23 protein-coding genes are annotated in these 25,862 nt (G+C 67.6%); 10 read left to right on the top strand and 13 right to left on the bottom strand.

All coding sequences use genetic code 11. The annotated features are described in order from the left end of the window. The first annotated feature begins 107 nt into the window (after window positions 1–107). The 9 genes from ACSFB7_RS14725 to ACSFB7_RS14685 all read left to right on the top strand — a co-directional run bounded on the left by ACSFB7_RS14725 (window position 108) and on the right by ACSFB7_RS14685 (window position 9,119). The gene (locus tag ACSFB7_RS14725; RefSeq protein WP_435471259.1) at window positions 108–1,439 is read left to right on the top strand and encodes an MFS transporter; all 1,332 of its coding nucleotides are present in this window, start codon (window positions 108–110) and stop codon (window positions 1,437–1,439) included. A 16-nt stretch (window positions 1,440–1,455) separates the two neighbouring features. Then, complete coding sequence (gene ltnD / locus ACSFB7_RS14720) at window positions 1,456–2,385, top strand: L-threonate dehydrogenase (RefSeq protein WP_435471258.1); 930 nt, start codon at window positions 1,456–1,458, stop codon at window positions 2,383–2,385. Further along, window positions 2,382–3,272 (top strand): alpha/beta fold hydrolase, encoded by an 891-nt coding sequence (locus ACSFB7_RS14715; protein WP_435471256.1) that lies wholly within the window; start codon window positions 2,382–2,384, stop codon window positions 3,270–3,272. The genes ltnD and ACSFB7_RS14715 overlap by 4 nt, the downstream gene beginning before the upstream one ends. Window positions 3,273–3,307: 35 nt before the next feature. Continuing rightward, window positions 3,308–4,324: a D-erythronate dehydrogenase gene (denD, locus tag ACSFB7_RS14710; protein ID WP_435471254.1), complete on the top strand. Its 1,017-nt coding sequence runs from the start codon at window positions 3,308–3,310 to the stop codon at window positions 4,322–4,324. A 3-nt stretch (window positions 4,325–4,327) separates the two neighbouring features. Next, window positions 4,328–5,605 (top strand): 3-oxo-tetronate kinase, encoded by a 1,278-nt coding sequence (gene otnK, locus ACSFB7_RS14705; protein ID WP_435471252.1) that lies wholly within the window; start codon window positions 4,328–4,330, stop codon window positions 5,603–5,605. 339 nt (window positions 5,606–5,944) lie between these two features. After that, the gene (locus tag ACSFB7_RS14700) at window positions 5,945–6,613 is read left to right on the top strand and encodes a class II aldolase/adducin family protein (protein WP_435471250.1); all 669 of its coding nucleotides are present in this window, start codon (window positions 5,945–5,947) and stop codon (window positions 6,611–6,613) included. A gap of 12 nt (window positions 6,614–6,625) precedes the next feature. Next, entirely contained in the window at window positions 6,626–7,444 is an 819-nt protein-coding gene (gene otnI / locus ACSFB7_RS14695) for a 2-oxo-tetronate isomerase (RefSeq protein WP_435471248.1), read from the top strand. Beyond that, entirely contained in the window at window positions 7,426–8,655 is a 1,230-nt protein-coding gene (locus ACSFB7_RS14690) for an amidohydrolase family protein (RefSeq protein ID WP_435471246.1), read from the top strand. The genes otnI and ACSFB7_RS14690 overlap by 19 nt, the downstream gene beginning before the upstream one ends. Then, a complete protein-coding gene (locus ACSFB7_RS14685) occupies window positions 8,652–9,119 on the top strand; it encodes a RidA family protein (RefSeq protein ID WP_093242688.1) in 468 nt (155 codons plus the stop codon). Before ACSFB7_RS14690 ends, ACSFB7_RS14685 begins: the two co-directional genes overlap by 4 nt. Here ACSFB7_RS14685 and ACSFB7_RS14680 read toward each other — a convergent pair. The 12 genes from ACSFB7_RS14680 to ACSFB7_RS14625 form a co-directional block, all read right to left on the bottom strand. Further along, window positions 9,112–9,795, bottom strand: a complete 684-nt coding sequence (locus tag ACSFB7_RS14680; RefSeq protein WP_435471244.1) for a TetR family transcriptional regulator C-terminal domain-containing protein — start codon at window positions 9,793–9,795, stop codon at window positions 9,112–9,114. The genes ACSFB7_RS14685 and ACSFB7_RS14680 overlap by 8 nt on opposite strands. Further along, the gene (locus ACSFB7_RS14675) at window positions 9,792–10,751 is read right to left on the bottom strand and encodes a PDR/VanB family oxidoreductase (protein ID WP_435471242.1); all 960 of its coding nucleotides are present in this window, start codon (window positions 10,749–10,751) and stop codon (window positions 9,792–9,794) included. Before ACSFB7_RS14675 ends, ACSFB7_RS14680 begins: the two co-directional genes overlap by 4 nt. Window positions 10,752–10,794: 43 nt before the next feature. After that, complete coding sequence (locus ACSFB7_RS14670; RefSeq protein WP_394482818.1) at window positions 10,795–11,385, bottom strand: NAD(P)H-dependent oxidoreductase; 591 nt, start codon at window positions 11,383–11,385, stop codon at window positions 10,795–10,797. A gap of 160 nt (window positions 11,386–11,545) precedes the next feature. Next, window positions 11,546–12,574: an ABC transporter substrate-binding protein gene (locus ACSFB7_RS14665; protein ID WP_435471240.1), complete on the bottom strand. Its 1,029-nt coding sequence runs from the start codon at window positions 12,572–12,574 to the stop codon at window positions 11,546–11,548. Window positions 12,575–13,012: 438 nt separating this feature from the next. Next, complete coding sequence (locus tag ACSFB7_RS14660) at window positions 13,013–14,410, bottom strand: FAD-binding oxidoreductase (protein ID WP_435471238.1); 1,398 nt, start codon at window positions 14,408–14,410, stop codon at window positions 13,013–13,015. Window positions 14,411–14,424: 14 nt separating this feature from the next. Further along, the gene (locus tag ACSFB7_RS14655) at window positions 14,425–15,315 is read right to left on the bottom strand and encodes an ABC transporter permease (RefSeq protein ID WP_435471236.1); all 891 of its coding nucleotides are present in this window, start codon (window positions 15,313–15,315) and stop codon (window positions 14,425–14,427) included. Beyond that, the gene (locus ACSFB7_RS14650; protein WP_187112846.1) at window positions 15,293–16,087 is read right to left on the bottom strand and encodes an ABC transporter ATP-binding protein; all 795 of its coding nucleotides are present in this window, start codon (window positions 16,085–16,087) and stop codon (window positions 15,293–15,295) included. The genes ACSFB7_RS14655 and ACSFB7_RS14650 overlap by 23 nt, the downstream gene beginning before the upstream one ends. Before the next feature lie 11 nt (window positions 16,088–16,098). After that, window positions 16,099–16,920, bottom strand: coding sequence for a creatininase family protein (locus tag ACSFB7_RS14645; protein ID WP_435471233.1), 822 nt, complete (start codon window positions 16,918–16,920; stop codon window positions 16,099–16,101). 185 nt (window positions 16,921–17,105) lie between these two features. Then, entirely contained in the window at window positions 17,106–19,730 is a 2,625-nt protein-coding gene (locus ACSFB7_RS14640) for an autotransporter family protein (protein ID WP_435471231.1), read from the bottom strand. A 124-nt stretch (window positions 19,731–19,854) separates the two neighbouring features. Next, a complete protein-coding gene (locus tag ACSFB7_RS14635; protein WP_435471229.1) occupies window positions 19,855–21,480 on the bottom strand; it encodes an MFS transporter in 1,626 nt (541 codons plus the stop codon). A gap of 42 nt (window positions 21,481–21,522) precedes the next feature. After that, window positions 21,523–22,293 carry an amino acid ABC transporter permease gene (locus ACSFB7_RS14630; protein ID WP_285413962.1) on the bottom strand — a complete coding sequence of 257 codons (771 nt, stop codon included), beginning with the start codon at window positions 22,291–22,293 and terminating at the stop codon, window positions 21,523–21,525. Between the two features lie 84 nt (window positions 22,294–22,377). Continuing rightward, window positions 22,378–23,136 carry a basic amino acid ABC transporter substrate-binding protein gene (locus ACSFB7_RS14625; RefSeq protein ID WP_435471227.1) on the bottom strand — a complete coding sequence of 253 codons (759 nt, stop codon included), beginning with the start codon at window positions 23,134–23,136 and terminating at the stop codon, window positions 22,378–22,380. Window positions 23,137–23,327: 191 nt separating this feature from the next. On the opposite strand from ACSFB7_RS14625, the gene ACSFB7_RS14620 reads away from it, so the two are divergent. After that, the gene (locus ACSFB7_RS14620; protein ID WP_435471225.1) at window positions 23,328–25,004 is read left to right on the top strand and encodes a M28 family metallopeptidase; all 1,677 of its coding nucleotides are present in this window, start codon (window positions 23,328–23,330) and stop codon (window positions 25,002–25,004) included. A 27-nt stretch (window positions 25,005–25,031) separates the two neighbouring features. Here ACSFB7_RS14620 and ACSFB7_RS14615 read toward each other — a convergent pair whose 3' ends face one another. After that, a complete protein-coding gene (locus ACSFB7_RS14615; RefSeq protein ID WP_435471223.1) occupies window positions 25,032–25,856 on the bottom strand; it encodes a hypothetical protein in 825 nt (274 codons plus the stop codon). Window positions 25,857–25,862 lie beyond the last annotated feature (6 nt).

Raw genomic sequence — 25,862 nt, 5'->3', positions numbered from 1 at the left:
TATGATGACCTGACAAATAAAGAGGCGGCCGCGCTGCACGGCAACGAGACGACCTCGCTTTCTTCACCCAAGCTTTTCATCCAAAGCTGCAAGCGGACTTCCCTGTCATGACTCCAACCCTCCAGGCCGGCGCGCCCCCGGCCACGGCCCCATCGGCCGCCGACACCGCGCTCGAGAAGCGCACCTATGCCAAGGTCTTCTGGCGCCTCGTTCCCTTCCTGATGCTCTGCTACGTGATCGCGTACCTGGACCGGGTGAACGTCGGCTTCGCCAAGCTGCAGATGGGGCAGGACCTCGGGTTCAGCGAAACCGTGTTCGGCCTGGGCGCCGGCATCTTCTTCCTCGGCTACTTCCTCTTCGAGGTGCCGAGCAACCTGCTGCTCAACCGCGTGGGCGCGCGCATGTGGATCGCGCGCATCATGATCACCTGGGGCCTGCTCTCGGCATGCTTCGTGTTCGTGCAGACGCCCACCAGCTTCTACATCCTGCGGTTCCTGCTCGGCGTGGCCGAGGCGGGCTTCTATCCCGGCGTGATCCTCTACCTGACCCAGTGGTATCCCTCGCACCGGCGCGCGCGGATCATCGCGGTCTTCATGTCGGCGATACCCGTGGCGGGCATCTTCGGCAATCCGCTGTCGGGCTGGATCATGGACGCCTTCCACGGCGTCTCGTCGATGCACGGCTGGCAGTGGATGTTCATCATCGAAGCCATTCCCGCAGTGCTGGTCGGCGTGATCGTTCTCTTCTACCTCGACAACGGCATCCAGCAGGCCAAATGGCTCTCGCCCGAAGAAAAGGCGCTGCTGCAGCGCGAGGTCGAGCGCGACCAGGCGCACGGCGCCAAGGGCCCGCACTCGGTGGCCGCGGTGTTCCGCGATGCACGCGTGTGGTGGATGGCGCTGATCTACTTCGCCTTCGTCATGGGCCAGTACGCGCTGACCTTCTGGCTGCCCACGCTGGTGAAAGCCACGGGCGTGCAGGGCAACTTCAATATCGGCTTGCTGAGCGCGATTCCGTTCGTCTGCGCGATCGTCGCGATGAACCTCTTCGGCCGCAGCGCCGACCGCCGGCAGGAGCGCCGCTGGCACCTGATCGTGCCCGCGATGATGGGCGCCGTCGGCTTCACCGTGGCCGCCTCGTACACGCAGAACACGGCCGTGTCGCTCGCATTCCTTTCGCTCGCCGCAGCCGGCGTGCTGACCTGCGCACCGCTCTTCTGGTCGCTGCCCACCGCGTTCCTCTCGGGCACGGCCGCGGCCGCGGGCATCGCGGCCATCAACTCGGTGGGGAACCTTGCGGGCTTCGTGAGCCCGTACCTCATCGGATATCTCAAGGACCTCACGGGCAGCACGCAGATCGGCATGTACGTGCTGGCCGCGGCCCTCGTGCTCGGGGCCATCGGCGTGTGGCTCACGCCCAAACAACTCGTCAATCGCTGACCGGAGAAACGACACCATGACAGACACCTCCAGCAACACCCCCGTCGTCGGCCTCGTGGGCCTCGGCGCCATGGGCAGCGGCATGGCGCAATCGCTGCGTCGCGCGGGCCATGCGCCGCACGTGTTCGACGTGCGCCCCGGCGTTGCCGCCGCCTTCGCGCGCGATGGCGGCACGGCCTGCGACACGCTGGCCGCGCTCGGCGCGCAGTGCGACATCGTGGTCAGCGTCGTCGTCAACGCCGCGCAGACCGAATCGGTGTTGTTCGGCGACGGCACCACACCCGGCTGCGCCGCATCGATGAAACCCGGCAGCCTCTTCGTGATGTGCTCCACCGTCGATCCGAACTGGTCCGTGGCGCTCGAAGCGCGCCTTGCGAAGCAGGGCATCCTGTACCTCGATGCGCCCATCTCCGGCGGCGCCGCCAAGGCCGCGAGCGGCCAGATGACGATGATGACCGCCGGCACACCCGCCGCCTACGCCAAGGCCGGCGCGGTGCTCGAGGCGATGGCCGCCAAGGTCTACCGCCTGGGCGATTCGGCCGGCGCGGGCAGCAAGGTCAAGGTCATCAACCAGCTGCTGGCCGGCGTGCACATCGCGGCGGCGGCCGAGGCGATGGCGCTGGGCCTGCGCGAAGGCGTGGACCCCGATGCGCTCTACGAAGTCATCACGCACAGCGCGGGCAACAGCTGGATGTTCGAGAACCGCATGGCGCATGTGCTCGCGGGCGACTACACGCCGCTGTCGGCCGTCGACATCTTCGTGAAGGACCTGGGCCTCGTGCTCGACGTGGCGCGCGCCAGCAAGTTTCCGTTGCCGTTGTCGTCCACCGCGCATCAAATGTTCATGCAGGCGTCCACGGCAGGCTTCGCGCGCGAGGACGACAGCGCCGTCATCAAAATCTTTCCGGGCATCGAACTGCCCGCCGCGAAAGGAAAGGCCTCATGAGCGACATCAAGACCGTCGACACGCCGCTGCTGCGCATCGGCTACGAAGAGTGGAACCCTGCCGGCAAAGCCACAGCAGTGCTGATGCACGGCTGGCCCGACAGCCCGCGCTGCTGGCACGGCGTGGCCGCCCGGCTCGTTGAAGCCGGCTGGCGCGTGTTGCTGCCTGCGCTGCGCGGCTTCGCGCCCACGACCTTCCTGCATGCCGATACGCCGCGCAGCGGACAGCTCTCGGCACTGGGCCGCGACCTGCTCGACTTCATCGACGCGCTCGGCCTTCAGCAGCCCGCGCTGGTCGGCCACGACTGGGGCGCACGCGCGGTGGGCAATGCCTGCGGGCTGCGGCCCGGCGTCGCAAGCGCGCTCACGCTGATGCCCATCGGCTACGGCACCAACGCGCCCGACCAGCCGATGGCGATCGAACAGGCGCGCAACTACTGGTACCACTGGTACATGGCCACGCCGCGTGGCGAACGCACGGTGCACGAAGATCGCATCGCCTTCACGCGGATGATGTGGGACACGTGGGCCCCGGCCGGCTGGTACGAGCCCGCCGAGTTCGAGGCCACCGCCGCTGCTTTCGCAGGCGACGACTGGGCACAGGTGGTGGTGCATTCGTACCGCCATCGCTGGGGCCACGCGCCAGGCGATCCACACTACGCGGCCGACGATGCCGCGCTCAGCCCCGCGCCCGTGCTGTCGGTGCCCACGCTGGTGCTGCATGGCGCGGCGGACCCCTGCAATCATCCCGACACCTCGGCCGGCAAGGAGCGCTTCTTCAGCGGCCCCTACCGCCGTGAACTGCTCGACGGCGTGGGCCACTTCCCGCAACGCGAGGCGCCCGATGCGGTGGCCGACGCGCTGCTGCGCTTCCTGCCCGTGCTCTAAAAAAAACGAACAAGCAAACGAAAGACAAGACGACCATGAACATCCTCATCACCGGCGGCTGCGGCTTTCTCGGCGCCCGTCTCGCCCGCACGCTGCTCGCTGGCGGCGACCTTGCGCTGGCTGGCGGCGAAGCCCAGCCCGTCGCGCGCATCACGCTGGCCGACCGCGTGCCGCCGCCCGCTGACCTCGCGGCCGATGCCCGCATCCAGTTCGTGCAGGGCGATCTGTACGAACAAGCCGGCAACGGCGCGCTGCCGCTGGCCGACACCGATGCGCTGTTCCACCTCGCTGCAGCCGTCAGCGGCGAGTGCGAGGCCGACTTCGATCTCGGCATGCGCAGCAACCTCGACACCACGCGCGCCCTGCTCGACGCCTGCCGCCGCGCGGGCCATGCGCCGGTGTTCGTGTTCTCCAGCTCGGTCGCGGTGTTCGGCGATTCGCCCGAGCAGCGCCTGCCCGCCGTGATCGAAGACACCACGCTGCCGACGCCGCAGAACAGCTACGGCATCCAGAAGTTCATCGGCGAACAGCTCGTGGCCGACTTCACGCGCAAGGGCTTCGTGCAGGGCCGCAACGTGCGGCTCATGACGGTGTCGGTGCGCCCCGGCCGGCCCAACGGCGCGGCCTCCAGCTTCCTGAGCGGCATGCTGCGCGAGCCACTGGCCGGCGAGCGCGCGCGCTGCCCCGTGTCGCCTGACACGGCCGTCGCGCTGGCTTCGCCCGACAACACCGTCGCCGGCATCATCCGCGCGGCCACGGCGAGCGCTGCCGAGTGGGGCGCGCGCACCGCCATCAACCTGCCCGCATTGACCACCACCGTGCGCGAGATGGCGCAGGCACTCGAACGCATCGCAGGCAAGGACGCCACTGGCCTGATCGACTGGCAGCCCGACGCCGCTGTCGCAAAGATCGTCACCAGTTGGCCCAGCCGCATTCACGCGGCGCGTGCGGAAGCGCTGGGCCTGAAGGCCGATGCCAGCTTCGACGCCATCCTGCGCGACTACGTCCGCGAGAACGCGCAGGCGGTCAAGCTGCCCGTGTCGAAAGACTGAGCGATGGCAAAGAAGAAGCTGCTGCTCGGCTGCATCGCCGACGATTTCACCGGCGCCACCGACCTCGCCAACAACCTCGTGCGTGCCGGCATGCGCGTGGTGCAGGCGATCGGCGTGCCGGCCACGCCGCTCGATGCCGAAGTCGACGCGGTGGTGGTCGCGCTCAAGTCGCGCACCATCGCACCGGCCGAAGCCATCGCGCAATCACTGGAAGCCCTGCGCTGGCTGCAGGCGCAAGGCGCACAGCAGATCTACTTCAAGTACTGCTCCACCTTCGACAGCACACCGCAGGGCAACATCGGCCCCGTCACCGAGGCGCTGATGGAGGCGTTGAACTGCGACTTCACCATCGCCACGCCCGCCTTCCCCGACAACAAGCGCACCGTGTTCAAGGGCTACCTGTTCGCGGGCGATGTGCTGCTCAACGAGAGCGGCATGCAGAACCATCCGCTCACGCCGATGACCGACCCGAACCTCGTGCGTGTGCTGCAGGCGCAGTGCACGCGCAAGATGGGATTGATCGATCACGCGGTGGTGGCGCGTGGTGCCGAAGCCATCGGGGAGCGCATCGAACAATTGAAAGGCGAGGGCGTCTCGATCGCCATCGTCGATGCGGTGTCGAACGATGACCTGCTGCGCATGGGTCCCGCACTCGCGAAGATGCCGCTGGTCACCGCAGGCTCCGGTGTGGCCATCGGCCTGCCGGCCAACTTCGGCCTTGCGCCTTCGTCACAGGCCAGTGCATTGCCTGCGGCCGGTGGCCACAAGGCGGTGGTGTCCGGCAGTTGTTCGCTTGCGACCAATCGGCAGGTGCTCGACTTCATCCAGCGTGGCGGCGCGGCGCTGGCCATCGATCCGCTGCGCATCGCGGCAGGCGTGGATGTGGCGGCTGAAGTGCTGGCATGGGCCACCCCGTTGCTCGACAAAGGCCCGGTGCTCGTCTATTCCACAGCTGAGGCCGGCGCCGTGAAATCGGTGCAAGGCCGCCTCGGCGTGGACGAGGCTGGCGCAATGGTCGAACGCACCATCGCCGCCATCGCACGTGGTTTGGTCGGCCAGGGTGTGCGTCAACTCGTCGTGGCCGGTGGTGAAACTTCGGGTGCGTGCGTGCAAGCGCTGGGCATCGCGCAGATGCAGATCGGCCCGCAGATCGACCCCGGCGTGCCGTGGTGCCATGCACGCGCCGAGGCCGCAAAGGGCGCGGGTGTCCATATCGCGCTGAAGTCTGGCAATTTCGGCAGTGATGATTTTTTTACCAAGGCATTTACAGTGCTCGGATGACGTCTGCAGCCGTTGTGCGTTGGATGCTTCGTGGTTTGGGGCGCTGCTGTTCAGGGCGGCACTCCCGCCGACACGGTGCTCTTTTTCGCGAATGTCCCCCGCTTCGCTCCTCCTTTATTTCGCGAAAAAGAGCACCGTATCGGCGCGAGCGCTGGACAGAGCGGTTGTTGATCGGCGGTGCACCAGCGACGTGTCCTGTGCGAATGACACCAGGTGCTCCCCGCAGCGAAATAAAGGAGGAGCGAAGCGGGGGACATTCGCGGAGGGGAGCACCTGGTGTCATTCGCACTCGCCCTGAAGAACAGCAGCGCCCCTAATGCAGACAACCCAGAAACCGACATGACAGAAAACCAGGCCCGAGAAGCAATCTGCCGCACAGGCCGCAGCCTGTTCGACCGCGGCTACGTGCATGCCACGGCAGGCAACATCAGCGTGCGGCTGGACGACGGCTTCCTCATCACGCCCACCGACGCCTGCCTCGGTTTCCTCGACCCGGCGCGACTCGCAAAGCTCGATGCGCAAGGCCAGCAGACCAGCGGCGACCGCGCCAGCAAGACCATCGCATTGCACACGCGCATCTATGCCGCAGCGCGCAAGTTCGACGCCGATACGGCCTGCGTGATCCACACCCACAGCACGCATTGCGTCGCGCTCACGTTGATGCCGCAGCAAGGCGATGAACTGCTGCCCGCACTCACACCGTACTTCGTGATGAAAGTCGGCCACGTGCCGGTCATTCCGTACCACCGCCCCGGCGCCCCCGAGGCGGCCGAACAGGTCGCACAGGCCATCGAACGCCACGGCAACGCCGGCACGCCAATCCGCGCCGTGATGCTCACGCGCCTGGGCCCCAACGTCTGGCATGACACACCCGCCGCCGCCATGTCGGTCCTCGAAGAACTCGAAGAAACCGCAAAGCTCCAACTGCTCACCACCACAACGAAGCCCGAACCGCTGGACGCCACGCAGATCGATGAACTGCGCCGCACCTTCGGCGCGCGCTGGTAGTAAAAACACCCCATGCCCCAATTCGCCGCCAACCTCTCGATGCTCTACCCGGAGCTAGCTTTCCTCGACCGCTTCGATGCCGCCGCGAAAGACGGCTTCCAGGGCGTCGAATATCTCTTTCCCTATGCGTTCCCGCAGAAAGAAATCGTGGCCCGGCTGCAGGCCAACGGCCTGAAGCAGGTGCTGTTCAACGGCCCGCCCGGCGACTGGGACGGCGGCGACCGCGGCCTTGCCTGCCTGCCGGGCCGCGACGCCGAATTCCGCGAAGGCATCGCCAAGGCCATCGACTACGCCGTGGCGCTCGACTGCCCGCGCATCCACGTCATGGCCGGCCTCGTGCCCGAAGGCCTGGAGCGCGAGGCCGTGCAGGTGGTCTACCTCGACAACCTGCGCTGGGCCGCCGCCGAAGCCGCCAAGGCCGGGCGCGACGTGCTGATCGAGCCGATCAACACGCGCGACATTCCGCGCTTTTTTCTCAACCGGCAAGACCACGCGCACGAGATCGTCGAAGCGGTCGGCGCACCCAACCTCAAGGTGCAGATGGACCTGTACCACTGCCAGATCGTCGAAGGCGACGTGGCGATGAAGATCCGCAAGTACCTGCCGACCGGCCGCGTCGGCCACCTGCAGATCGCGGGCGTGCCCGAGCGCCACGAGCCCGACATCGGTGAGCAGAACTATCCCTACCTGTTCGATGTGATCGACGAGGTGTCGGCGCAGTGCGGCTGGCAGGGCTGGGTCGGCTGCGAGTACCGGCCCGCCCGAGGCTCCGAGCCCGGCGGCACCTCGGCCGGCCTCGGCTGGCTGCGCGCATGGCGACAGCGCACATGAAGCTCGAAGCGCTGCGCATTCCGGCGCCGCTGCGGGGCTTCGATGCCGGCGACGCGCAGGTGTTCGACATCACGTTGACAGACGGCAAGGTCGAATCGATCGTTCCGAGCGCCGGGCAAAAGCACGCGCGCGGCATCCTGCTGAGCGCGCTGGTCGAAGCCCACGCCCACATCGACAAGAACTACACCGTGCAGGACGTGGGTGCAGCACAGGGCGACCTGTTCACCGCCATCGACCGCATGAACAGGCACCGCGACAGCTGGACCGGCGAGTCGCTGCGCCTGCGCATGACGCGCGCGCTGCAAGACGCATGGCAGTCGGGCACGCGCGCACTGCGCACGCACATCGACTGGGTGCAGGCTGAACCGCCGGCCGCGCTCCCCGTGTTCGAGGCGCTGCGCGAGGAATGGCACGGCCGCATCGAACTGCAGTTCGTCTCGCTCACGCCGCTCGACCTGTTCGCCGACCTCGCGGCCGGCGAGCGCATCGCGCACGAGGTGCAACGTGCGGGCGGCACGCTCGGCGCTTTCGTCTATCGCAACGACGGCATCGTGCACAAGCTCGGCCGCGTGTTCGACCTCGCGCAGCAGCACGGGCTGGGCCTGGACTTCCATGTCGACGAAGGGCTCGACGTGGAGGCCAGCGGCCTGCGCAGCATCGCGCAACTGGTGCGGGCGCGCGACTTCAAGGGCCACGTCGTTTGCGGCCACGCCTGCTCGCTCGCGATGCACGACGACGCGGTCGCCAACGAAACGCTCGCGCTGTGCGCGGGCGCCGGCCTTCACCTGGTGGCGCTGCCGACCACCAACCTGTACCTGCAGGGCGCGTGGGACCGCACGCCGGTGGCGCGCGGCATCACGCGCATCCGCGAGGCGGCGGCATGGGGCTTGCGTGCGAGCCTGGCCACCGACAACGTGCAGGACGCCTTCTACCCCTATGGCAGCTACGATCTTCTGGAGACCTTCGGCCTCGGCGTGCAGATGGCGCACCTGGCACCGGCCGCCGACTGGCTCGACACCATCACCGTCAGCCCCGCGAAGGCGCTCGGGCTCGCATGGGACGGCCGCATCGCGCCGGGCTGCCCGGCCGACCTGGTGCTGCTCGCGGCCACCGACGAACACGAACTCATCGGCCCGCGCGGCCGCCAACGCACCGTGATCCGCGCCGGCCGCATCCTCGAAAAACAAACGAATCCGGAGAAAACACCATGAGCATGGGCAAGCCGATGGCCAACTACGCGGCCGCGAAACGCGTGGGCGATTTCGTCTTCATGAGCGGCGTGGTCGCGGTCGACCCGGCCACGCGCCGCGCCGTCGCGGGCTACGACGCGATTCCCGAAGCCGCGCGCACCGCCCTGCAGGGCGTGGGCTACGCCACGGGCCAGATGTCGGTCGATGTGTTCGAGGCGCCCATCGTGGCGCAGAGCTGGTTCGTGCTGGAGCGCATCCGCCAGATCGCGGCCGAGCACGGCGGCACGATGGAAGACGTGGTGAAGCTGGTGCAGTACTTCCGCCACCTGCCGCACTACGCTTTCTACAACCGCGTGCGCGGCCTCTTCTATCCGGGCGAGCCGCCGGTGAGCACGGTGGTCGAGGTGTCGCGCTTTCTGCCGGGGGACGAGGTGCTGGTGGAAGTCGAAGCCACGATGTATTTGCCGCAGCGCGCGGCTACTTGACCCCCGCGCCCTTCAGCAAGAACTCCGTCACCTGCTCGATCAGGTAGCGCCGGTCTTTCTCGTCGCCCTGTTGCGCCACGTCGCGGTAGTACGCGGCCTGCGTGGCGTGGTCGGCATAGAACTGCGTCACGGCCCAGATGTGGAACAGCACCAGCATCGGGTCGGCCTTGTCCATCAGGCCCTGGTTCATCCAGTTCTGGATCACGGCGGCGGCCTGGTCGGTGCGGGCCTTGCTCGTGGTCATCATGCTGTTGATGACCGGCGCGCCGCGCATCATTTCGGCCGTGAAGATGCGCGAGCGCAGCGGGTGGTCGAACGAGAACACCATCTTGCGATGGATCAGGTCGCCCAGCACCTTGCGCGGGCCGAAGGCCTCGTCGCTGAAGCCGAACACCACGATCCAGTCGGTCAGGATGTCCTGCAGCACCTGCCGGTACAGCGCTTCCTTGCTTTCGATGTAGTAGTGCAGCTGTGCCTTCGACAGGCCGGCCTTGTCGGCGATGGCCTGCGTCGATGCACCGGCCAGCCCTTCGCTGGCGAACACCTCGATGGCGGCCTGGTTGATGAGGCCCAGCACCTGCGTGTACTTGCGCGAACGCCCGCGCGTGGCGGGGGCTTCGCTTTCGGCCTCGCGCTCGTCGATGCCGGTGTCGATGATGACGGGCCGCGCGCTCACAGCTGCAGCACCAGTTCCTGGCCCTTGGCGCGCGAGCAGCACAGCGCCACGCGGGTCTTGCGCTCGCTGCCGGTGAGGCAGAAGTCGCGGTGTTCGGCACCCTCGCCGTCGCCTTCGACCACACAGGTGCCGCACAGGCCCTGCTGGCACGACACGGGGATGTCGATGCCGACTTCATGCAGCGCATCGACGGCCGTCTGGTCGGCCGCCACCGGCACCGTGATGCCGCGCCGCGCGAGCTTGAGCGTGAAGGGCAGGCCGGTGGTGGTGTTGGCGTCGGTCGGCGCCGCGAAGTACTCGGTGTGCAGTGCGTCTTCGGGCCAATGTGCAGCCGCATCGCGCACCGCCTGCATGAAGCCACCCGGGCCGCACACGTAGAGATGCGCGTTCGGCGCGCGCTCGGCGAGCAGCGCGCGCAGGTCGATGCGTTGCGAGGCATCGCCCTGGTCGAGGTGCAGCCGCAGGTGCGGCGCCAGCGCGGGCGCGCGCAGTGCATCGGCAAAGGCCAGGTGCTCTTCGCTGCGCGCGAACACGCACAGCGTGAAGTCCGCGCCGCGCGCCGCCAGCGCCTGCGCCATGGCCAGCAGCGGCGTCATGCCGATGCCGCCCGCCAGCAGCAGGTGGTGCTTTGCCTCTTCGCGCAGCGGAAAGGTGTTGCGCGGCGTGCTGATGGGCAGCAGGTCGCCCTCGCGCACGCGCTCATGCATCGAAGCCGAGCCGCCGCGGCTGCCGACTTCGCGCTTCACGCCGATCACATAGGACGCGTTGCCCGAAGGCGCACGCGCCAGCGAGTACTGGCGCGAAAAGCCGCCGGGCATGTGCACGTCGATGTGCGCGCCGGCCTCGTAGGCCGGCAGCGGCCGGCCCCACGGATGGGCCAGCTCGAAGGCCAGGATTTCCGGCGTCTGCCGCGAGATGCGTTCGACGCGGACAGTGAGCGTGCGCTCGAGACTCATGGTGCGGGCCTCCTCTTCTTTCTTTCTGTTTGTTCGAAACGGCTCAGATGCTCTGCAGCTTGCGCGACACGCGCGCGATGAAATGGGTGCGGTCGTTCGCGGTGGCGGCGTTCATGTCGTGCAGTTGCAGCCACGTCACCTTGCAGCGCCATGCGAACAGCGCACGCAGCGCGCGCGTGAACAGCCGCCGGCCCGGATCACCGATCGCGAACACGAACCAGCGCGGCGAGCCGCCCGTGGTCACCACCGTCAGCCGCTGGATGTGCCGCATGCCCGACTTCGCGAGCTGCCCCTTGCGCTCGGCCGGCAGGAAAGCCACGCCCGGCAGCCACACCCGCTCCAGCCAGCCCTTGAGCATCGACGGTGGCCCGTGGAACCAGGTGGGGTAGACGAACACCAGGTGCTCGGCCCACAGCAGCGCTTCGACATGCGGTTTCACGCGCTCGCGGATCAGTTCGGGGTTGTCGAGGTAGGCGATGCGCTCCTCGCGGGTCAGCGTCGGGTCGAAGCCTTCGGCATAGAGGTCGATGGCCTTGACGGCATGCCGGGGTTCGAGCGCCTCGAGGGCGGCGCGGTACAGCGCGTGGTTGAAGCTGTCAGGGTTCGGATGGCAGTGGACGACGAGCGTTTTCATGGTGAAGGGCCGGTTCGCCTGTTCGGCGAGACGGGGTCAGAGCCCAAGGAACAAAAGGCCGCGCGTGCCTTATGGCAACCCAGGCGCCGGCATCTGACCCCGGCGCAAGCCCCGCGCGACCCACGGGAAAAACAATGCTTCTCTGGCTGGCCGGCTCTTCTTACTTGCCGGTGAGCTTCTTGCGGACGTCGACACCGACGCCCTTGTTCACGAACTGCGTGGTCACGACCTTCGACAGATCGATCTCGCCCGGCTTGTACAGGCCGGCCTTGACCATCTTGTCGTAGAAATCTTTCACGCGGGCTTCGTCCATGGCGCCGATGCCCTTGGTGAGCGAGTCGCCGCTGTCGACGATGCCCATCTTCTTCATCAGGTCGATCGAGCCTTGCAGCGCAACGGCGGTCGAGTCGGGGTTGGTCTTGGTGATGAGCTCGTTGGCGGCCTTGTTGTCACCGTAGAGGTAGTTGTTCCAGCCGATGATCGAAGCCTCGACGAACTTGCGCACCGTCTCGGGCTTGGTCTTGATCAGGTCGGCGCGCGTCTCGATGGTGGTCGCGTAGGTCGAGAAGCCATGGTCGGCCAGCAGGTGCACCACGGGGTCGAAGCCGGCCTGTGCCTTGATGGAGAGCGGCTCGGAAATCGCGTAGCCCTGCTGGATCGATTTCTTGTTGGCCAGGAACGGGCCGACGTTGAAGGTGTAGGGCTTGAGCTGCGAATCCTTGAAGCCGTGCTCCGACTTCATCCACTGCCAGAAGCTGAACTGGCCGTCCTTGCCGATGAAGGCCACGGGCGCCTTGGTCAGGTCCTTGAAGGTGTCGTAGCCCTGGCCGGGGTGCGCAAAGATGGCCTGCGGGTCTTTCTGGAAGATGGCCGCGACCACCACGGTGGGCACGCCGTTCTTCACGTTGTCGAAGGACTGCAGCAGGTTGCCGGTCATCAGGAAGTCGACCTTGCCGGCCGGCAGCATCGGCCGGTTGTTGACCATCGGGCCGCCCTGCATGATCTCCACGTCGAGGCCGTACTTCTTGTAGGTGCCGTCCACCAGCGCCTGGTAGAAGCCGCCGTGGCCGGCCTGCGCTTTCCAGTTGGTGGCGAACACCACTTTTTCCTGCGCCTGCACGGCGAAGGCGGCGGCCGCGAGGGCCAGGCCGAAAGCAAGGGGACGAAGGGTCAGAGCGGGGACGCGCATGGCAGTGGACTCCTGGGATTTGAAAGCGACTCGGGGGATTTTCATGTCAGCGATGTCGATCGCGGGCTTGCGTTCTGGGGGCTGTTGTTTGGGGCGCTGCTGCTTGGGTGCGGGTTCGGGTTCGGGTTCGGGTTCATTCGGGGCGGGTGCGAATGACACCAGGTGCTCCCCTCCGCGAATGTCCCCCGCTTCGCTCCTCCTTTATTTCGCTGCGGGGAGCACCTGGTGTCATTCGCACCCGGACAGGCTGCTGGTGTACCGCTGATCAACAACTGCTCTGTCCAGCGCTCGCGCCGATACGAGGCTCTTTTTCGCGAAATAAAGGAGGAGCGAAGCGGGGGACATTCGCGAAAAAGAGCACCGTGTCGGCGTGAGCGTCGCCCTGAACAACAGCGAACAAAACGCCCAGCAAGAAGAACAGAAAAGCAGGACGTCATGTCAGCGCTCGACAGCCATGTCCGCATGCCAGCCCCGCGTCTTGCCGGGGTTCATCAACCCCATCGGATCGCTGCGCTTCTTGAAATCGATCTGCTGTGTGTCGATGGTCTTCATGCCGCCGTCTTCGATGGTCACGACGTGCGGGTTGAATATCTTGCAGCCGCCTTGCGACTCGATCTCGCGGATCAGCTCGTACTGATGGGCCTCGCCCTTCCAGCGCACCAGCAGGATGCCGAAGGTGCCGCACTCGCCGCCAGCGCGCGCGAAGTCCTGATGCTGCAATACGTCGTCGCCGAAGATCTCGAGATGGCGCTCGACCACCGACGGGTCGAAGGGCTGGGCGTAGGCAACCTGCAGGTAGGTCCAGCCACGGTCAGCCTTCAGCGCCTGCAGCGTCGTGTGGTTGAACGCGCATTCATAAGCGGGTGGCAGGCCGTCGGCCAGCAGTTCGGCTTCGGTGCCGGCCACGGAGATCGTGCCGTCATGGGCTTCGGCAAGCGCGCGGAAATCCGCCATCGAATCGGGCGAGACCATGGTGAACACCGCATGCCGGTTCGGCGGAAAGCGGTCGCGCATGGCCGTGTAGTAGGGCGAGAAGCGCGCCTCGACGGTCGACAGCAGGAAGATGTCGAGCGTCGGCGCCTGTGCCGCAATGCCGAAGTCGAGCGCGCCGCGGTACGTGTCGAACAACACCGTGCAGTGCACCCATTCGACGGCGGGGCTCAGCGCCACTTCGACGTCGAGGATCACGCCGTTGGTGCCGTAGGCGTGGTGCACCTGCTGGATCTCGTCGCCCTGCAGTTCGATGACGCGCGGCTCGCGCTCCACCGTCATCACGCGCGCACGCAGCAGGTTGCCGGGGTCGCGCAGGATGCCGTGGCGGAAAGAGCCGATGCCGCCGAAGCCGCCCGCGATGAAGCCGCCGATGCTGGCCACGTGCCAGGTCGAGGGCCACATGCGCAGCGCCTGTCCGGTCTCACGCGCGGCGAGGTCGATGTCGTGCATGCGCGCACCGGCCTCGACGCGCATGCGGCCTTCGCCGATGTCGAGCACGCGGCACATCTGCGTCACGTCGAGCACGATGCCGCCCTCGAGCGGCACGCACTGGCCGTAGTTGCCGGTGCCGCCGGCGCGCACGGTCAGCGGCAGCTTCCACTTCGCGGCCACGGCCGCGGCCTGGCGCACGTCGTCTTCGGTGCTGACCTTGACGACGAGGTCGGCCACGCAGCCCGCGAGCTGTGCGGTGAGGATGGGGCTGTACCAGTAGAAGTCCTTCGACAACTGCTTGCGCTGGTTGGGCGCGGTGATCAGGTTCAGGCCGTGCAGTTCGCGGCGCACAGCGTCCCAGTCGACGGCGGCGTGCGTGGCCGGTTGTTCGGTCATGGTGATGGCGTCCATCGCAACAGGCCCGGTCAGCGCTCGCGGCGCATTTCGCTTTCGTGCCAGTGGCCCAGCACCAGGCGCGACAGGGCGGCGAACACGATGAAGATCACGATGCCGAGCAACGACACCAGCAGCAGCGCGGCGAACATCATCGGGATCTCGGTGCGGAAGCTCGATTCGAGAATGCGCGAGGCCAATCCGGTTTCCTTGCCTGCGGTGCCGGCAGTGAACTCGGCCACCACCGCGCCGATCAGGCTCAGGCCGCCCGCGATCTTCAGGCCCGCCATGAAGTACGGCAGCGCGCTGGGTGCGAGCAGGTAGCGGAATGTCTGCCAGGGCGAGGCCTTGTAGAGCTGGAACAGGTCGCGCAGGTTGCTGTCGGCGCTCTTCAATCCGATGACCGTGTTCGACAAGATGGGGAAGAAGGCCACGATCCACGCGCACAGCAGCAGCGCCGCCGTGGTGCTCGACACGTAGATCAGGATCAGCGGTGCGATCGCGATGATCGGCGTCACCTGCAGGATCACGGCGATGGGGAACAGCCCGATCTCGACCCACTTGAACAGCGCGAACGCAATCGCCAGCAGCACGCCGCCGACGATGGCCGCCGTGAGCGCGAGCAGCGTGAGCTTGACGGTGAACCACAGCGCGCTGGACAGCGAATCCCAGTTGTCGAACAGCGTGCGAAGAATGAGCGAGGGCGCGGGCAGGATGTAGTGCGGGATGTTGTTGACGCGCACCGTCCACTCCCAGATCAGCAGCAGCGCCAGGACGATGCCCGCCGGCACCACGATGCGCAGCATCGACTCGCGGCGGCGCAGCCTGTCTTCGTGCGCGCGCAGCATGTCGGCGGACGGGGTGGCTTCGTCGGTCGTGTGGTCCATGGGCATCACGGGTTCAATGGTCGATGTCGAGGCCATGCAGGGCTCCGTGCAGGGATTGCGAGACAGCCGTGCAATGCGCGTTGTAGCGGCTCGACGTGCGGAACTCTTCGCCGCGCGGGTACGGCTCGTCGATGCGGATCTCGTCGATCACGCGGCCGGGGCGCGCCGCCATCACGACGATGCGGTTCGACAGGTACACCGACTCGTACACGCTGTGCGTGACGAACACGATCGAGAAGCGGTGCTCGCGCCAGATGGCCAGCAGGTCGTTGTTGAGCTTGATGCGCGTCATTTCGTCGAGCGCGGCGAAGGGCTCGTCCATGAGCAGCAGGCGCGGGTGCGTGACGAGCGCGCGCGCGATCGACACGCGCATCTTCATGCCGCCCGACAGCTCGCGCGGATAGACGTCGGCAAAGCGCGAGAGGCCGACCAGCTCCAGCACCTGCTGCACCACCGGCGCGGCCTCGTCGCGGCCCATGCCCGCGAGCTTGAGTGGCAGCCAGACGTTGTCGAACACCTTGGTCCAGGGCATGAGCGTGGGCTCCTGGAACACGAAGCCCAGGTCGCGGTCGCTCTGTGTCTTGCCGGTGTTGGCGCCCGACCATTTCATCTCGCCCGAGCTGAGCCGGGTGAGCCCGGCCACCAGCCGCAGCGCGGTGCTCTTGCCGCAGCCCGAGGGGCCGAGGAAGCTGACGAAGTCGTGCTCGCCGATGTCGAGCGTCATGCCCTGCAGGGCGAGCGTGCCGTTGGCAAAGCGCTTGCTGACGTTGCGCAGGCTGACCAGGGGTGGGGTCTGGGTGCTGTCCATGGCGTGCGAGCCTAGCGCCAGGCCGGGACGTTGGCCAGGCGTTCGAGCGGGAAGCGGTCGACCTCCTGCAGCAGCTCGACGAAGCGGCGGCCCACGTGGTCGAGCACTGCCGCGCCCTTCTCGGCGGTGGCGCGCGTGGCGTCGCCGGCGGCGCCCGCGGGGTTGATGTCGTGCATCTGCCAGCCGAGCTTGCCGCTGGGGGTGATCGAGAGGAACTTGTTCTCGGCGGCCAGCTGCTCGGTCATGGAGCTGAAGTTCTGGAATTGATCGCGGCGCACGTAGTCGGGCGTCAGGTGCAGCATCACCGAGCTTTCGAGGTCGCCGGCATGGATGCCGTGCTTGCCTTCATGCGCGGTGAACAGGCCCTCGGGCAGGCCCAGCGTGTACCAGTTGGCGGCCACGACCATCATGTCGTGCTCTTCGCGCAGGTCGCGCGCCACGATGTCCATCACGCTCATCTGGCCGCCGTGGCTGTTGTAGAGCACCAGCTTGCGCACGCCGGCCTTGGCGACGCAGGCGCCGATGTCTTTCCACAGCGAGATCAGCGTGTGGGCCGACACGGTGAGCGTGCCGGGGTAGCGCGAATGCTCGTTGCTCTTGCCATAGGGCACGGTGGGAAGAAAAAGCACCGGCAGGTCGTCGGGCAGGTACGGGAGCGTGGCGCGCACCATGCCGTCGATGGTGGCGGTGTCGGTCGACATCGGCAGATGGGGACCGTGCTGTTCGGTGGCGCCCACCGGCAACACGGCGATGAGCCGTTCGCGGTCGAGACGGGAGAACTCTTCGCTGGTCAGGTCAGACCAGAAACGGCTGCGCAGGGGGACCGGATTCATCGTGGCAAACCTCTTGACGGCGGGTTGGATAGTCTAAATTATCCATGTGGTCAGAAAAAGTCTGACATGGGTGGATACCCTTGCTCTTATGCATGCAAGTGCTATGCCATCAAAACCATGCAAGTGGTCAAAACACCCGCTGGCGACGCTTTGCCCAGGTGGAACGCCAGCCGCCGCGCCTGGTGTTACCAGCGCACCCGCATGCCCAACTGGCCCTGCACGCCGGTCTGCTGCGTCCGACCGATGGCGCTGGTGTAGGCCAGGCCGCCATACACCGCCAGCATCTTGTTCACCTGCCCGACCACGCCGGCACCGACTTCGAGCGCGCTGGCGCCGCGACCGTTGGCGACCTGGTCGGTGGGCCCGAAGAAGATCAGGTTGTCGCCGCTGAAGGTGTGCCAGAGATTGGCCTTCAGATAAGGCTTCCAGGTGCCGCCGCCGGCGCTGAAGCTGCCTTCGAGCCGCGCGCCCACGCGGGCGGTGACGGCGTTGTCGCGCTGGAAGCGCACGGCGGAAATGCCGTCGTCGAAGCCGTCGATCGCGCTGCGCTGCCAGATCAATTGCACCTGCGGCTGCAGCGTGACGTTGTCGCTCAGTGCCAGCGGATAGCCCGCTTCGAGCGAGGCCGTGACCGAGGTGCCGTGCGGACGGCCGCCGCGCCCGAGCGTGGAGAGCGCGTCGGCCCTGAAGCGGGTGGCCATGAGCACAGCGTCGCTGTACCAGCCGCTGCTGGCCACGCGGGTCCAGTACGCGCCCAGGCTGTAGCCCTCGACGCTCAGGTGGCCGGTGGCGCCGTTGGTGTTGCCGTCCACCACGCCGCTGGTGTCGCCGCTGGCGCGGGTGTAGCCGCCGAGCACGCCGACGCGGTTGCGCCCGCCCGAGCCGTCCGTGGCAATCAGGAAGTCGTGCCCGAGCTGCAGGCCGGAGATGCGACCGTTGAATTGCGGGTCGGCGTCGCCGCGCAGGCGTTGCCGCGTGCTTTCGCCGAACACGCGGCCCCACGAGGCTTGCGAGCCCTCGTCGTTGGCAAGCAGTTGCTGGTCGCCCTGCCGGTCATGAAAGCTGCCGAGCTGCGCGAGCCCGAGGCGGCGCACCACCAGCGGAATGCTGCTGTACAGCGCCACTTCGGGCCGGTAGAGCTTGACCGGCTCGAACGACGGCGGCGGCGTGCCGGGTGTCGGCGGATGGGTTTCCAGCGCATCGATGACCTCGGTGACCGTGCCCACAACGTTGCCGTCGACCACGTAGCCGCTGTTGCGCAGGTACCAGTTGTCCGGGTTGTTGCCCGCCGCGCCGCCGCGGAACAGGTGGTAGTTGTAGGCACCGGCCTCGACCGCCTGCGTCAGCGAGAAGGCGTTGGCGGCGGTGGTGCCGCCGTTGAGCGTCTGCACCACCAGGATGCCGTCGGCCAGCGTGGGCGCGCCCAGCCCGCCGCGATTGACGACGCGCAACCCGGTGCCGCCCGAGGCCGCGCCGCCGTCGATCACCAGCTTGTCCGACGGCGAGTTGTCGCCAGCGACCACGGTGTTGACCTGCACCAGCGCGCCGCTGCCGCCGAAGTAGTTGCCGCGCACCGTGAAGGCGCCGAAGTTGACGCCGTCGTTGGGGCCGGGCAGCAAGGTGCCCTGGTTCGTCACGTTGCCCGCGAAGGTGCCGGTGCCGGCGACCGTGGCGCCGGGGAGCACGGCGATGCCGGGGCTGGTCAGCGTCGCGGGCAGGTCGAAGCGGCCCGACTCGATGCGGATCGAATTCGAGAAACTCGCATCGGTCTTCCACGACCACGCGGTGCCGCGCATCGTGAGGTTCTGGAAATTGCGAAAGGCGTTGTCGACGGTGCCGGTGCCTTCGAGGAAGGTGTCGCTGCTCGCGTTGCCGCCATCGGCCGCGCCTTTGATGACCGAGCCGGTCTGCAGGATCAGCGTGCCGGTGCCGCCGCCGCCCATCAGGATCGCGCCGTCGTTGTTGGTGCCGCCATTGCCCTCGATGGAGCCGGCATTGATCAGCGTGTCGTTGCCGTTCTGTCCGCGATAGCCGTAGTCATTGGCGCTCGAGAGCACGCCGCCGGCATGGTTCTCGACGCGCGAGAAGAAGCTGGCGCTGAGCGTGTTCACATGCACCGCGCTCGCGAAGCCGCTCGTGGCCGAGGTGTTGGCGCCTGTCGCGCGGATGGTGCCGGTGTTGACCAGCAGGTTGGCGACGCCGTTGCCGCCTTGCAGATAGACGCCCTTGCTCGCCCTGCCGCTGACGTCGATGGTGCCGCTGTTGGTGACTGTGTTGCCCGGGCCCAGCGTGGAGATGCCGTGCGAGCTGCCGCCCGTGGTGGTGATGCTGCCGCTGTTTGTGATGACAGTCCGGGTGCTGCTGTTCGACGTCACCAGGATGCCCACTGCGCCTGGGCCTGTGCTTGCGGTGCGGATGGTGCCGTTGTTGGTCAGCACGTTGTCGCTGCCGGTGGCAATCATTGCGCCGCGCCCACCGCCCCCTGTTCCAGGGCCCGTGACCGTGATCGTCCCGTTGTTGGTGATGCTGCTGCCGTCTTGTATGAGCAAAGCCTGGTTGGCAGTGGTGCTCAGCGTGGCGCCGTTGTTCACCGTGATGCTGACGCCGGTGCTGCCCGGCACCGCGATCACGCTGGGCGAGCCGGTGGTGGTGCCGTCGCAGACCACCGTGTCGCCGGTGCCGGGCGTGGTGGTGGGGCCGCAGGCCGCATGAGCACCGCCGCCGGCCAGTGCGGCCAGCACGGCCGCGAGGGATGAAACAAGGGGAATCGGGATGTGGCGCGGGAATCGATGCGGTCGCTCGATGTGCATGCGTGCTCCTCGTTGTCTCTTGTAGCGGCCCCGGGCCGGGAGATGCCGGACCATTTGGCACGATTCACCATCAAGAAACAATCAGACGCCCGCCACTGTTGCGGCAGCGAGACGCCGCAGGGGCTCAGCGTCGCACCACGTAGCGCGTGACCACCGGCGGCGACTCGCCCAGGTGAAAGGCCAGCCGCCGCTCGCGCAGCGCCATGTCGGAGGCGGTGGCGCGGTTGAAGCGGCGCAGGTGGTCGGTCCACGATTCATCGACGATCTGCTCCACGTAGCGCGCCGGCTGCGCGATGTCGTGCAGCAGCTCCCAGCCGATCGCGCCCTGGCTCAGGCGCGCGCGGCGGGTCTGCTGCATGACGATATGGAAGGCGGCGGCGCGGGCCGGGTCGATCATGAACTCGACCGTGATCACCACGCGGCCGTCTTCCTGCGGCGCCTCGGCCGGCGGGCCGGCGGCCCAGCCGGCTTCGGCGGGGCTGGTGTCGTCTTCGCCGCTCACATCGGTCACCCAGCGCAGGGCCACCAGCATCAGCAGGGTGCCGCTGATGGCGCCGATGACCAGGCTCAGTTGCAGCGACGTCACCGTGGCCACCTGGCCCCAGAGCGCCGCGCCGATCGCGCTCGCGCCCATGATGGCCATCTGGTACATCGACATGCCGCGCGCCCGCACCCAGTCGGGCAATGCGAGCTGGGCCGACACCGACAGCGAATTGGCCACCGTGATCCACGCCATGCCGCCGAAGAACATCGCCGGCACCGCCACCCATGCGTTGGGCGCGTAGGCCATCACCGCCGTGGCGCCCGACTGCAGCAGCGCCCCGCGCAGCACCAGCTGGTCGCGCCCCATCGCCTGGCGCAGCCGGGGCAGGAACAGCACCGCGATGATCGCGCCCGAGCCCATGGCCGCCAGCAGCAGCGTGAAGGTGCCGGCACCGCCGCCCTGCAGCTCACGCGCCAGCAGCGGCAGCAGCGCCAGCAGGGCCGTGGAGTGGAAGAAGAAGATCGACACGCGCACCAGCACCGCGCGCATGCGCTGCGACTGCCGCACGAACTGCACGCCCACGCGCATCGCGCTGATGAGCTTTTCGCGGCCCAGCGGATTGGGTGTGTGCGCGCGCCGCCAGCGCAGCACCACGAAGCCCGAGGCCACTGACAGCACCGCGTTGAGCGCGAACACCCACACCGTGCCGGCGCTGGCGATCAGCACGCCGGCCGTGAGCGGGCCGACGATGCGCGAGGCGTTCATCGCGATGCCGTTCAGGCCCAGCGCCGCTGGCAACTGCGGCCGTGGCACCAGCTCGGGCACGATGGCCGCGAACACCGGCCAGCGCAGCGCCAGCCCGATGCCGTTGGCGAAGGTGAGCGCCAGCAGCAGCGGCGCGGTCATCAGGTCGAGCGCCAGTGCCGCGCACAGCACGATGGCCGTGCCGGCCAGCCAGAACTGCGTGGCCACCAGCCAGCGCCTGCGGTCGAGGATGTCGGCCAGCGCGCCGCTGGGCAGGCCGAGAAGGAACACCGGCAAGGTGGAGGCCGACTGCACCAGCGCCACCCAGATCGGCGAGGTGGTGAGCGAGGTCATCATCCACGCCGCCGCCACATCGTTCATCCACATGCAGATGTTGGCGATGAGCCAGGTGCTCCACAGCATGCGGAACACGGGGAGCTTCAGGGGCTCGAGGGCGGCGAGCTTCGAGGGCTGCGGCCGCGCGGGCGGGATCGGTGTCTCTTCGGGGGATATGGGTGGCATGTGGCGCTATTGTGGCGCGGCCCTTTTTTCTCTCACCCCTTGTCAGCCCCGGTCGCTGCGCGCGAGGCGGATTTCAAGGCGGCGCAGCATCGTCGTGAGCACCAGCGTCATGACCCAGTAGATGACCGAGATCGCCAGGTACGGCTCCCAGTAGCGCGCATAGGCGCCCGCCACCGTGCGTGCCGCATAGGCCAGCTCGGCCAGGCCGATGGCGGACACCAGCGAGGTGTCTTTCAGCAGCGCGATCGCGTTGTTGCCCAGCGGCGGCAGCATGCGGCGGAAGGCCTGCGGCAGCACCACGTAGCGCATTACCTGCGCGGGCGAGAAGCCGAGCGAACGGCCGGCATCGAACTGCCCGCGCGAGATCGACTGGATGCCGGCGCGGAACACCTCCGAGATGTAGGCCGCCGAGTTGAGCGTGAGCGCCACCACGCCGGAGATGAGCGCGCCGTGCTCCTGCTTGAGCGTGCGCGCGAGTTCGCCGTCGATCAGCAGGCCCGAGGTCGGGTGGATGAACACCGGCATCACAGCGAAGTGGATCAACAGGATCTGCACGAACAGCGGCGTGCCGCGAAAGAAGCTCACATACACCGTGGCGGGCCAGCGCAGGAAGAAGCGCGCGACCCAGGTCCAGGGCGCGTGGCGCGGCTGCGCCAGGCGCGCGAGCGCCAGGCACAGGCCCCAGCTCGAACCCAGCAGCACGCACACCACCGTCATGCGCAGCGTCATCCATGCGCCTTGCCAGAACAGGTCCTTGTATTCGACCAGGATGTCCCATCGAAACCATCCAAAGAGCAGGATCGGTTGTTCCATATTCATCGCCTTCGCGTCATCACTCTGAAAAAACAAACGGCCGCTTCGTGGGCGGCCGTGATCGGGTCACAGGTGCCGTGCGGCTCAGCGCACGTTCGGGTCCTTGTTGAACCACTTCTTGTAGATCGTCACGTAGCTGCCGTCGGCGCGGATGGCGGCCAGGCCGGCGCTGAGCTTGTCGAGCAGGGCCTTGTCGCCCTTCTTCACGACGATGCCGAAGCCCTCTTCGGGGAAGGACTTGTCGTCGAGGGTCTTCAGCTCGGGGTTCTGCGCCACGCGGTAGGCGATCACGCCGTTGTCGCCCATGGCGGCATCGACGCCGCCGCCGGCCAGCTCGGAAATGATGAGCGGCGTGCTCTCGAAGCGGCGGATGTCGGGGCTGGTCTTGCCGAACTCGCGCGAGGCGATGTCGTCGGCGGTGGAGGCGCTGACCACGGCGATCTTCTTGCCGGCCAGGTCCTTCAGCGAGGCGACCTTGCTGTTCTTCGGCAGCGCGATCAACTGGCGGGCCGCGAAGTAGGGCGGCGTGAAGTCGTAGCTTTGCTTGCGCTTGTCGTTGATGGTCACGCCCGAGATCACCAGGTCGACGTCGCCGTTGTTCAGCGCGCCGAAGATGCCGGTGAAGGGCGTGTTGACGATCTTGATCTTCAGGCCCTGCTGCTTGGCGATGGCATTGATGATGTCGATGTCGAAGCCGACGATCTGCTTGTCCTTGTTCTCGAAGGCGAAGGGCGCGTAGGTGGCGCTGGAGGCCACGGTGAGTTCGCGGTTCTGTGCCTGGGCACCGAAGGCGAGCGTGGCGACGGCAAGGCCGAGGGCCAGGGCGCGGCGGATGGGGTTCATTCGAGGTCCTCTTTGTCCGCGGTGGCGGGATGTGGTGGGCGGGGATTTTAGGCGTTCACTATCGGATGCCCTTTGGCAGGCCTCGTCGGGAGGCGGCTAACTAAGGTTCTCGGGGGAAGGCCGGGGGCATCGCGCGGTGGCTGCGGCCGGCTGTCTAGTATCCGGAGCATCCCCCCATCCAGGAGCCTTGCATGATCCAGCGGCGTGCCATTTCCCTTCTTTGTTGCGGCGTCGGCCTCGCGTGGAGCGCTGGCGGTGCGCTGGCCGCCGATCCGGCGCCGCGCTTCGATCCGCAGCGCCTGTCGCAGATCGTGAAGACCGTCTCGGGCGACGACTTCGAAGGCCGCGCGCCGGCCACGCCGGCCGAGGGCAAGACGGTCGACTATCTCGTGGCCCAGTTCAAGGCGGCGGGCCTCGTGCCCGGCGGCGACCTCGAAGGCGGCAAGCGCGGCTGGACGCAGGCCGTGCCGCTGGTGAAGACCGAGTTTCGCGGCACGCCGCAGATCACGCTGCAGGTCGGCTCGCAGCGCGATGCGCTGGTGCAGGGCGAGCAGATCGCGGTGCGCGCGGCGCTCGACGGCTCGACCTCGGTCGCGATCCGGCAGGCACCGCTGGTCTTCGTGGGCTATGGCGTGAGCGCACCCGAGCGGCGCTGGGACGACTACAAGGGTGTCGACCTGAAGGGCAAGATCGCCGTCGTGCTGGTCAACGACCCCGATTTCGAAACCGGTAGCGGCGACTTCGGCGGCAAGGCCATGACCTACTACGGCCGCTGGACCTACAAGTTCGAGGAGGCCGCGCGCCGGGGTGCGCTGGGCGTGCTGATCGTGCACGAGACCGCGCCGGCCGCCTATGGCTGGGCCACGGTGAAAAACTCCAACACCGCGACCATGTTCGACATCGAGCGCGACCAGCCTGCGGCCGTGCATCCCAAGCTGGAGGCATGGATTCAGCGCGACGTGGCGGTCGATCTGCTGCGCCGCGCGGGGCTGGATTTCGAGGCACAGAAGAAGCTCGCGCAGACGCGCGAGTTCCAGCCCCAGGTGCTCAAGGACGCGAGCCTGTCGGCCGAGTACGCGATCGATCGGCAGGTGATCGTCTCGAAGAACGTGGTGGGCCGCGTCGAAGGCCGCAAGCACCCCGGCGAAACGGTGATCTACAGCGCCCACTGGGACCACCTGGGCGTGGGCGCGCCCGATGCGAAGGGCGACAAGATCTACAACGGCGCGGTCGACAACGGCACTGGCCTGGCCGCGCTGATCGAGATGGGCCGCGCCTTTGCCAGCGCGCCGAAGAAGCCCGAGCGCTCCGTCGTCTTCCTGGCCGTGACGGCCGAGGAGCGCGGCCTGCTGGGCTCCGAGTACTACGGCGCCAAGCCGCTGTACCCGCTGGCCAGGACCGTGGCCGTGATCAACATGGACGCGCTGAGCCCCGAAGGCCCGGCGCGCAACTTCAGCACCTCGGGTAGCGCGGCCTCGCAGTTGCAGGACCTGCTGGTCGCGCAGGCCAAGGGCTTCGGCCTGGCCTACGCGACCGACCCGCACCCCGAGGCCGGCCATTTCTTCCGCTCCGACCATTTCTCGTTCGCCAAGCGCGGCGTGCCGGCGCTGTCGTTCGCCTCGGGCAACGACTGGGTGGCGGGCGGCCTCGCGGCCGGCGAAGCCGCCAGCAAGGCCTACACCGCCGATCGCTACCACCAGCCGGCCGACGAATGGCAGGCCGACTGGTCCTTCACCGGCATGGCGCACGACCTGCCGCTGCTCTACCGCGTCGGCGAGACGCTGGCCAACAGCCGGCGCTGGCCGGCGTGGGGCGCGGGATCGGAATTCGGCGCCATTCGCGAGGCCAGCAGCAGCGAGCGGCGTTGAATGGTGCTGGGTGAAGGGCGCGTGCCTTCAGCGGCCGAAGAGCAGGTAGAGCGCGATCAGCGCGACCACGGCAAGGCCGATCAGCTTCCAGCGGTTGGGAACGAGGCCCGGCGTTGGCGCCTGTGTTGGCGTGCGCGTCGATGTCCATGTTTGCGTCCGTGTCTGTGAGGACGACACGGGCGACAACGGCGACGCGGACGACGACGAAGTCGTGGTGAACGAGAGCGTGCTGGTGGAGAAGGACGTCGATTTCGTCGTCGTGCGCGTCACCATCGGCGCGCCGGCGATACGGGCGATGGCGTCCGCGACAAGGTCGGCGTGCTCCGCGCGGCCGGCCAGCGCCTTCAGGTCGTCCTCGCTCAGCGCGCCCGAACCAAGCACCGTCCAGGCCAGCGTGGCGGGCAGCGAATCGGGCGCGGCCCAGGCTTCCTGGTGCGTGGGCAGCATCGACAGGCTGTGCGCATGCTGCGCCGCATCGATCAGTTGCATGGCCAGCAACTGGTCGAGCGCCTCGGCGCTCACGCCGTCCTGCATGCGGCGCTCCAGCAGGTTCATCTGGAGCAGCGCCCAGGCCGGCAACGGAAAGTCGCTGTTGCTGATCAGGCCGGTGGCTTCCGAGACGATGGCCTGCGCTTCGTTTTCCCGGCCGGCGCCCGCGCGGGCCGGCAGCCCGGCAAGCTGCTGCTGCAACACGATCTCGCGGGCCACGACCCAGGCCAGGGCTTCGGCCGGCGTGCGCAGCGGGGCGTTGGCCCGTTCCGGATCGTTCGCGGCCGCGGCGTGTTCCGCGTCGGTCAGCAGGTGGATTTGCTGCAGATAGGACAGTGCCCGGCTGCTTGCTTCGAGATTCATGGCGTT

This window comes from Variovorax raffinosi (assembly GCF_051216615.1).
Lineage (GTDB): Bacteria > Pseudomonadota > Gammaproteobacteria > Burkholderiales > Burkholderiaceae_C > Variovorax.
Note: the sequence above shows the minus strand (reverse complement) of the source record. Positions and strands in the feature narration are given on the sequence as shown.

Bases quoted from the DNA above. Each gene is read 5' to 3' on its own strand.
- ACSFB7_RS14725 (WP_435471259.1), top strand. From the start codon at position 108: ATGACTCCAACCCTCCAGGCCGGCGCGCCCCCGGCCACGGCCCCATCG.
- ltnD (WP_435471258.1), top strand. From the start codon at position 1,456: ATGACAGACACCTCCAGCAACACCCCCGTCGTCGGCCTCGTGGGCCTC.
- ACSFB7_RS14715 (WP_435471256.1), top strand. From the start codon at position 2,382: ATGAGCGACATCAAGACCGTCGACACGCCGCTGCTGCGCATCGGCTAC.
- denD (WP_435471254.1), top strand. From the start codon at position 3,308: ATGAACATCCTCATCACCGGCGGCTGCGGCTTTCTCGGCGCCCGTCTC.
- otnK (WP_435471252.1), top strand. From the start codon at position 4,328: ATGGCAAAGAAGAAGCTGCTGCTCGGCTGCATCGCCGACGATTTCACC.
- ACSFB7_RS14700 (WP_435471250.1), top strand. From the start codon at position 5,945: ATGACAGAAAACCAGGCCCGAGAAGCAATCTGCCGCACAGGCCGCAGC.
- otnI (WP_435471248.1), top strand. From the start codon at position 6,626: ATGCCCCAATTCGCCGCCAACCTCTCGATGCTCTACCCGGAGCTAGCT.
- ACSFB7_RS14690 (WP_435471246.1), top strand. From the start codon at position 7,426: ATGGCGACAGCGCACATGAAGCTCGAAGCGCTGCGCATTCCGGCGCCG.
- ACSFB7_RS14685 (WP_093242688.1), top strand. From the start codon at position 8,652: ATGAGCATGGGCAAGCCGATGGCCAACTACGCGGCCGCGAAACGCGTG.
- ACSFB7_RS14675 (WP_435471242.1), bottom strand. From the start codon at position 10,751: ATGAGTCTCGAGCGCACGCTCACTGTCCGCGTCGAACGCATCTCGCGG.
- ACSFB7_RS14670 (WP_394482818.1), bottom strand. From the start codon at position 11,385: ATGAAAACGCTCGTCGTCCACTGCCATCCGAACCCTGACAGCTTCAAC.
- ACSFB7_RS14665 (WP_435471240.1), bottom strand. From the start codon at position 12,574: ATGCGCGTCCCCGCTCTGACCCTTCGTCCCCTTGCTTTCGGCCTGGCC.
- ACSFB7_RS14660 (WP_435471238.1), bottom strand. From the start codon at position 14,410: ATGGACGCCATCACCATGACCGAACAACCGGCCACGCACGCCGCCGTC.
- ACSFB7_RS14655 (WP_435471236.1), bottom strand. From the start codon at position 15,315: ATGGCCTCGACATCGACCATTGAACCCGTGATGCCCATGGACCACACG.
- ACSFB7_RS14650 (WP_187112846.1), bottom strand. From the start codon at position 16,087: ATGGACAGCACCCAGACCCCACCCCTGGTCAGCCTGCGCAACGTCAGC.
- ACSFB7_RS14645 (WP_435471233.1), bottom strand. From the start codon at position 16,920: ATGAATCCGGTCCCCCTGCGCAGCCGTTTCTGGTCTGACCTGACCAGC.
- ACSFB7_RS14640 (WP_435471231.1), bottom strand. From the start codon at position 19,730: ATGCACATCGAGCGACCGCATCGATTCCCGCGCCACATCCCGATTCCC.
- ACSFB7_RS14635 (WP_435471229.1), bottom strand. From the start codon at position 21,480: ATGCCACCCATATCCCCCGAAGAGACACCGATCCCGCCCGCGCGGCCG.
- ACSFB7_RS14630 (WP_285413962.1), bottom strand. From the start codon at position 22,293: ATGGAACAACCGATCCTGCTCTTTGGATGGTTTCGATGGGACATCCTG.
- ACSFB7_RS14625 (WP_435471227.1), bottom strand. From the start codon at position 23,136: ATGAACCCCATCCGCCGCGCCCTGGCCCTCGGCCTTGCCGTCGCCACG.
- ACSFB7_RS14620 (WP_435471225.1), top strand. From the start codon at position 23,328: ATGATCCAGCGGCGTGCCATTTCCCTTCTTTGTTGCGGCGTCGGCCTC.
- ACSFB7_RS14615 (WP_435471223.1), bottom strand. From the start codon at position 25,856: ATGAATCTCGAAGCAAGCAGCCGGGCACTGTCCTATCTGCAGCAAATC.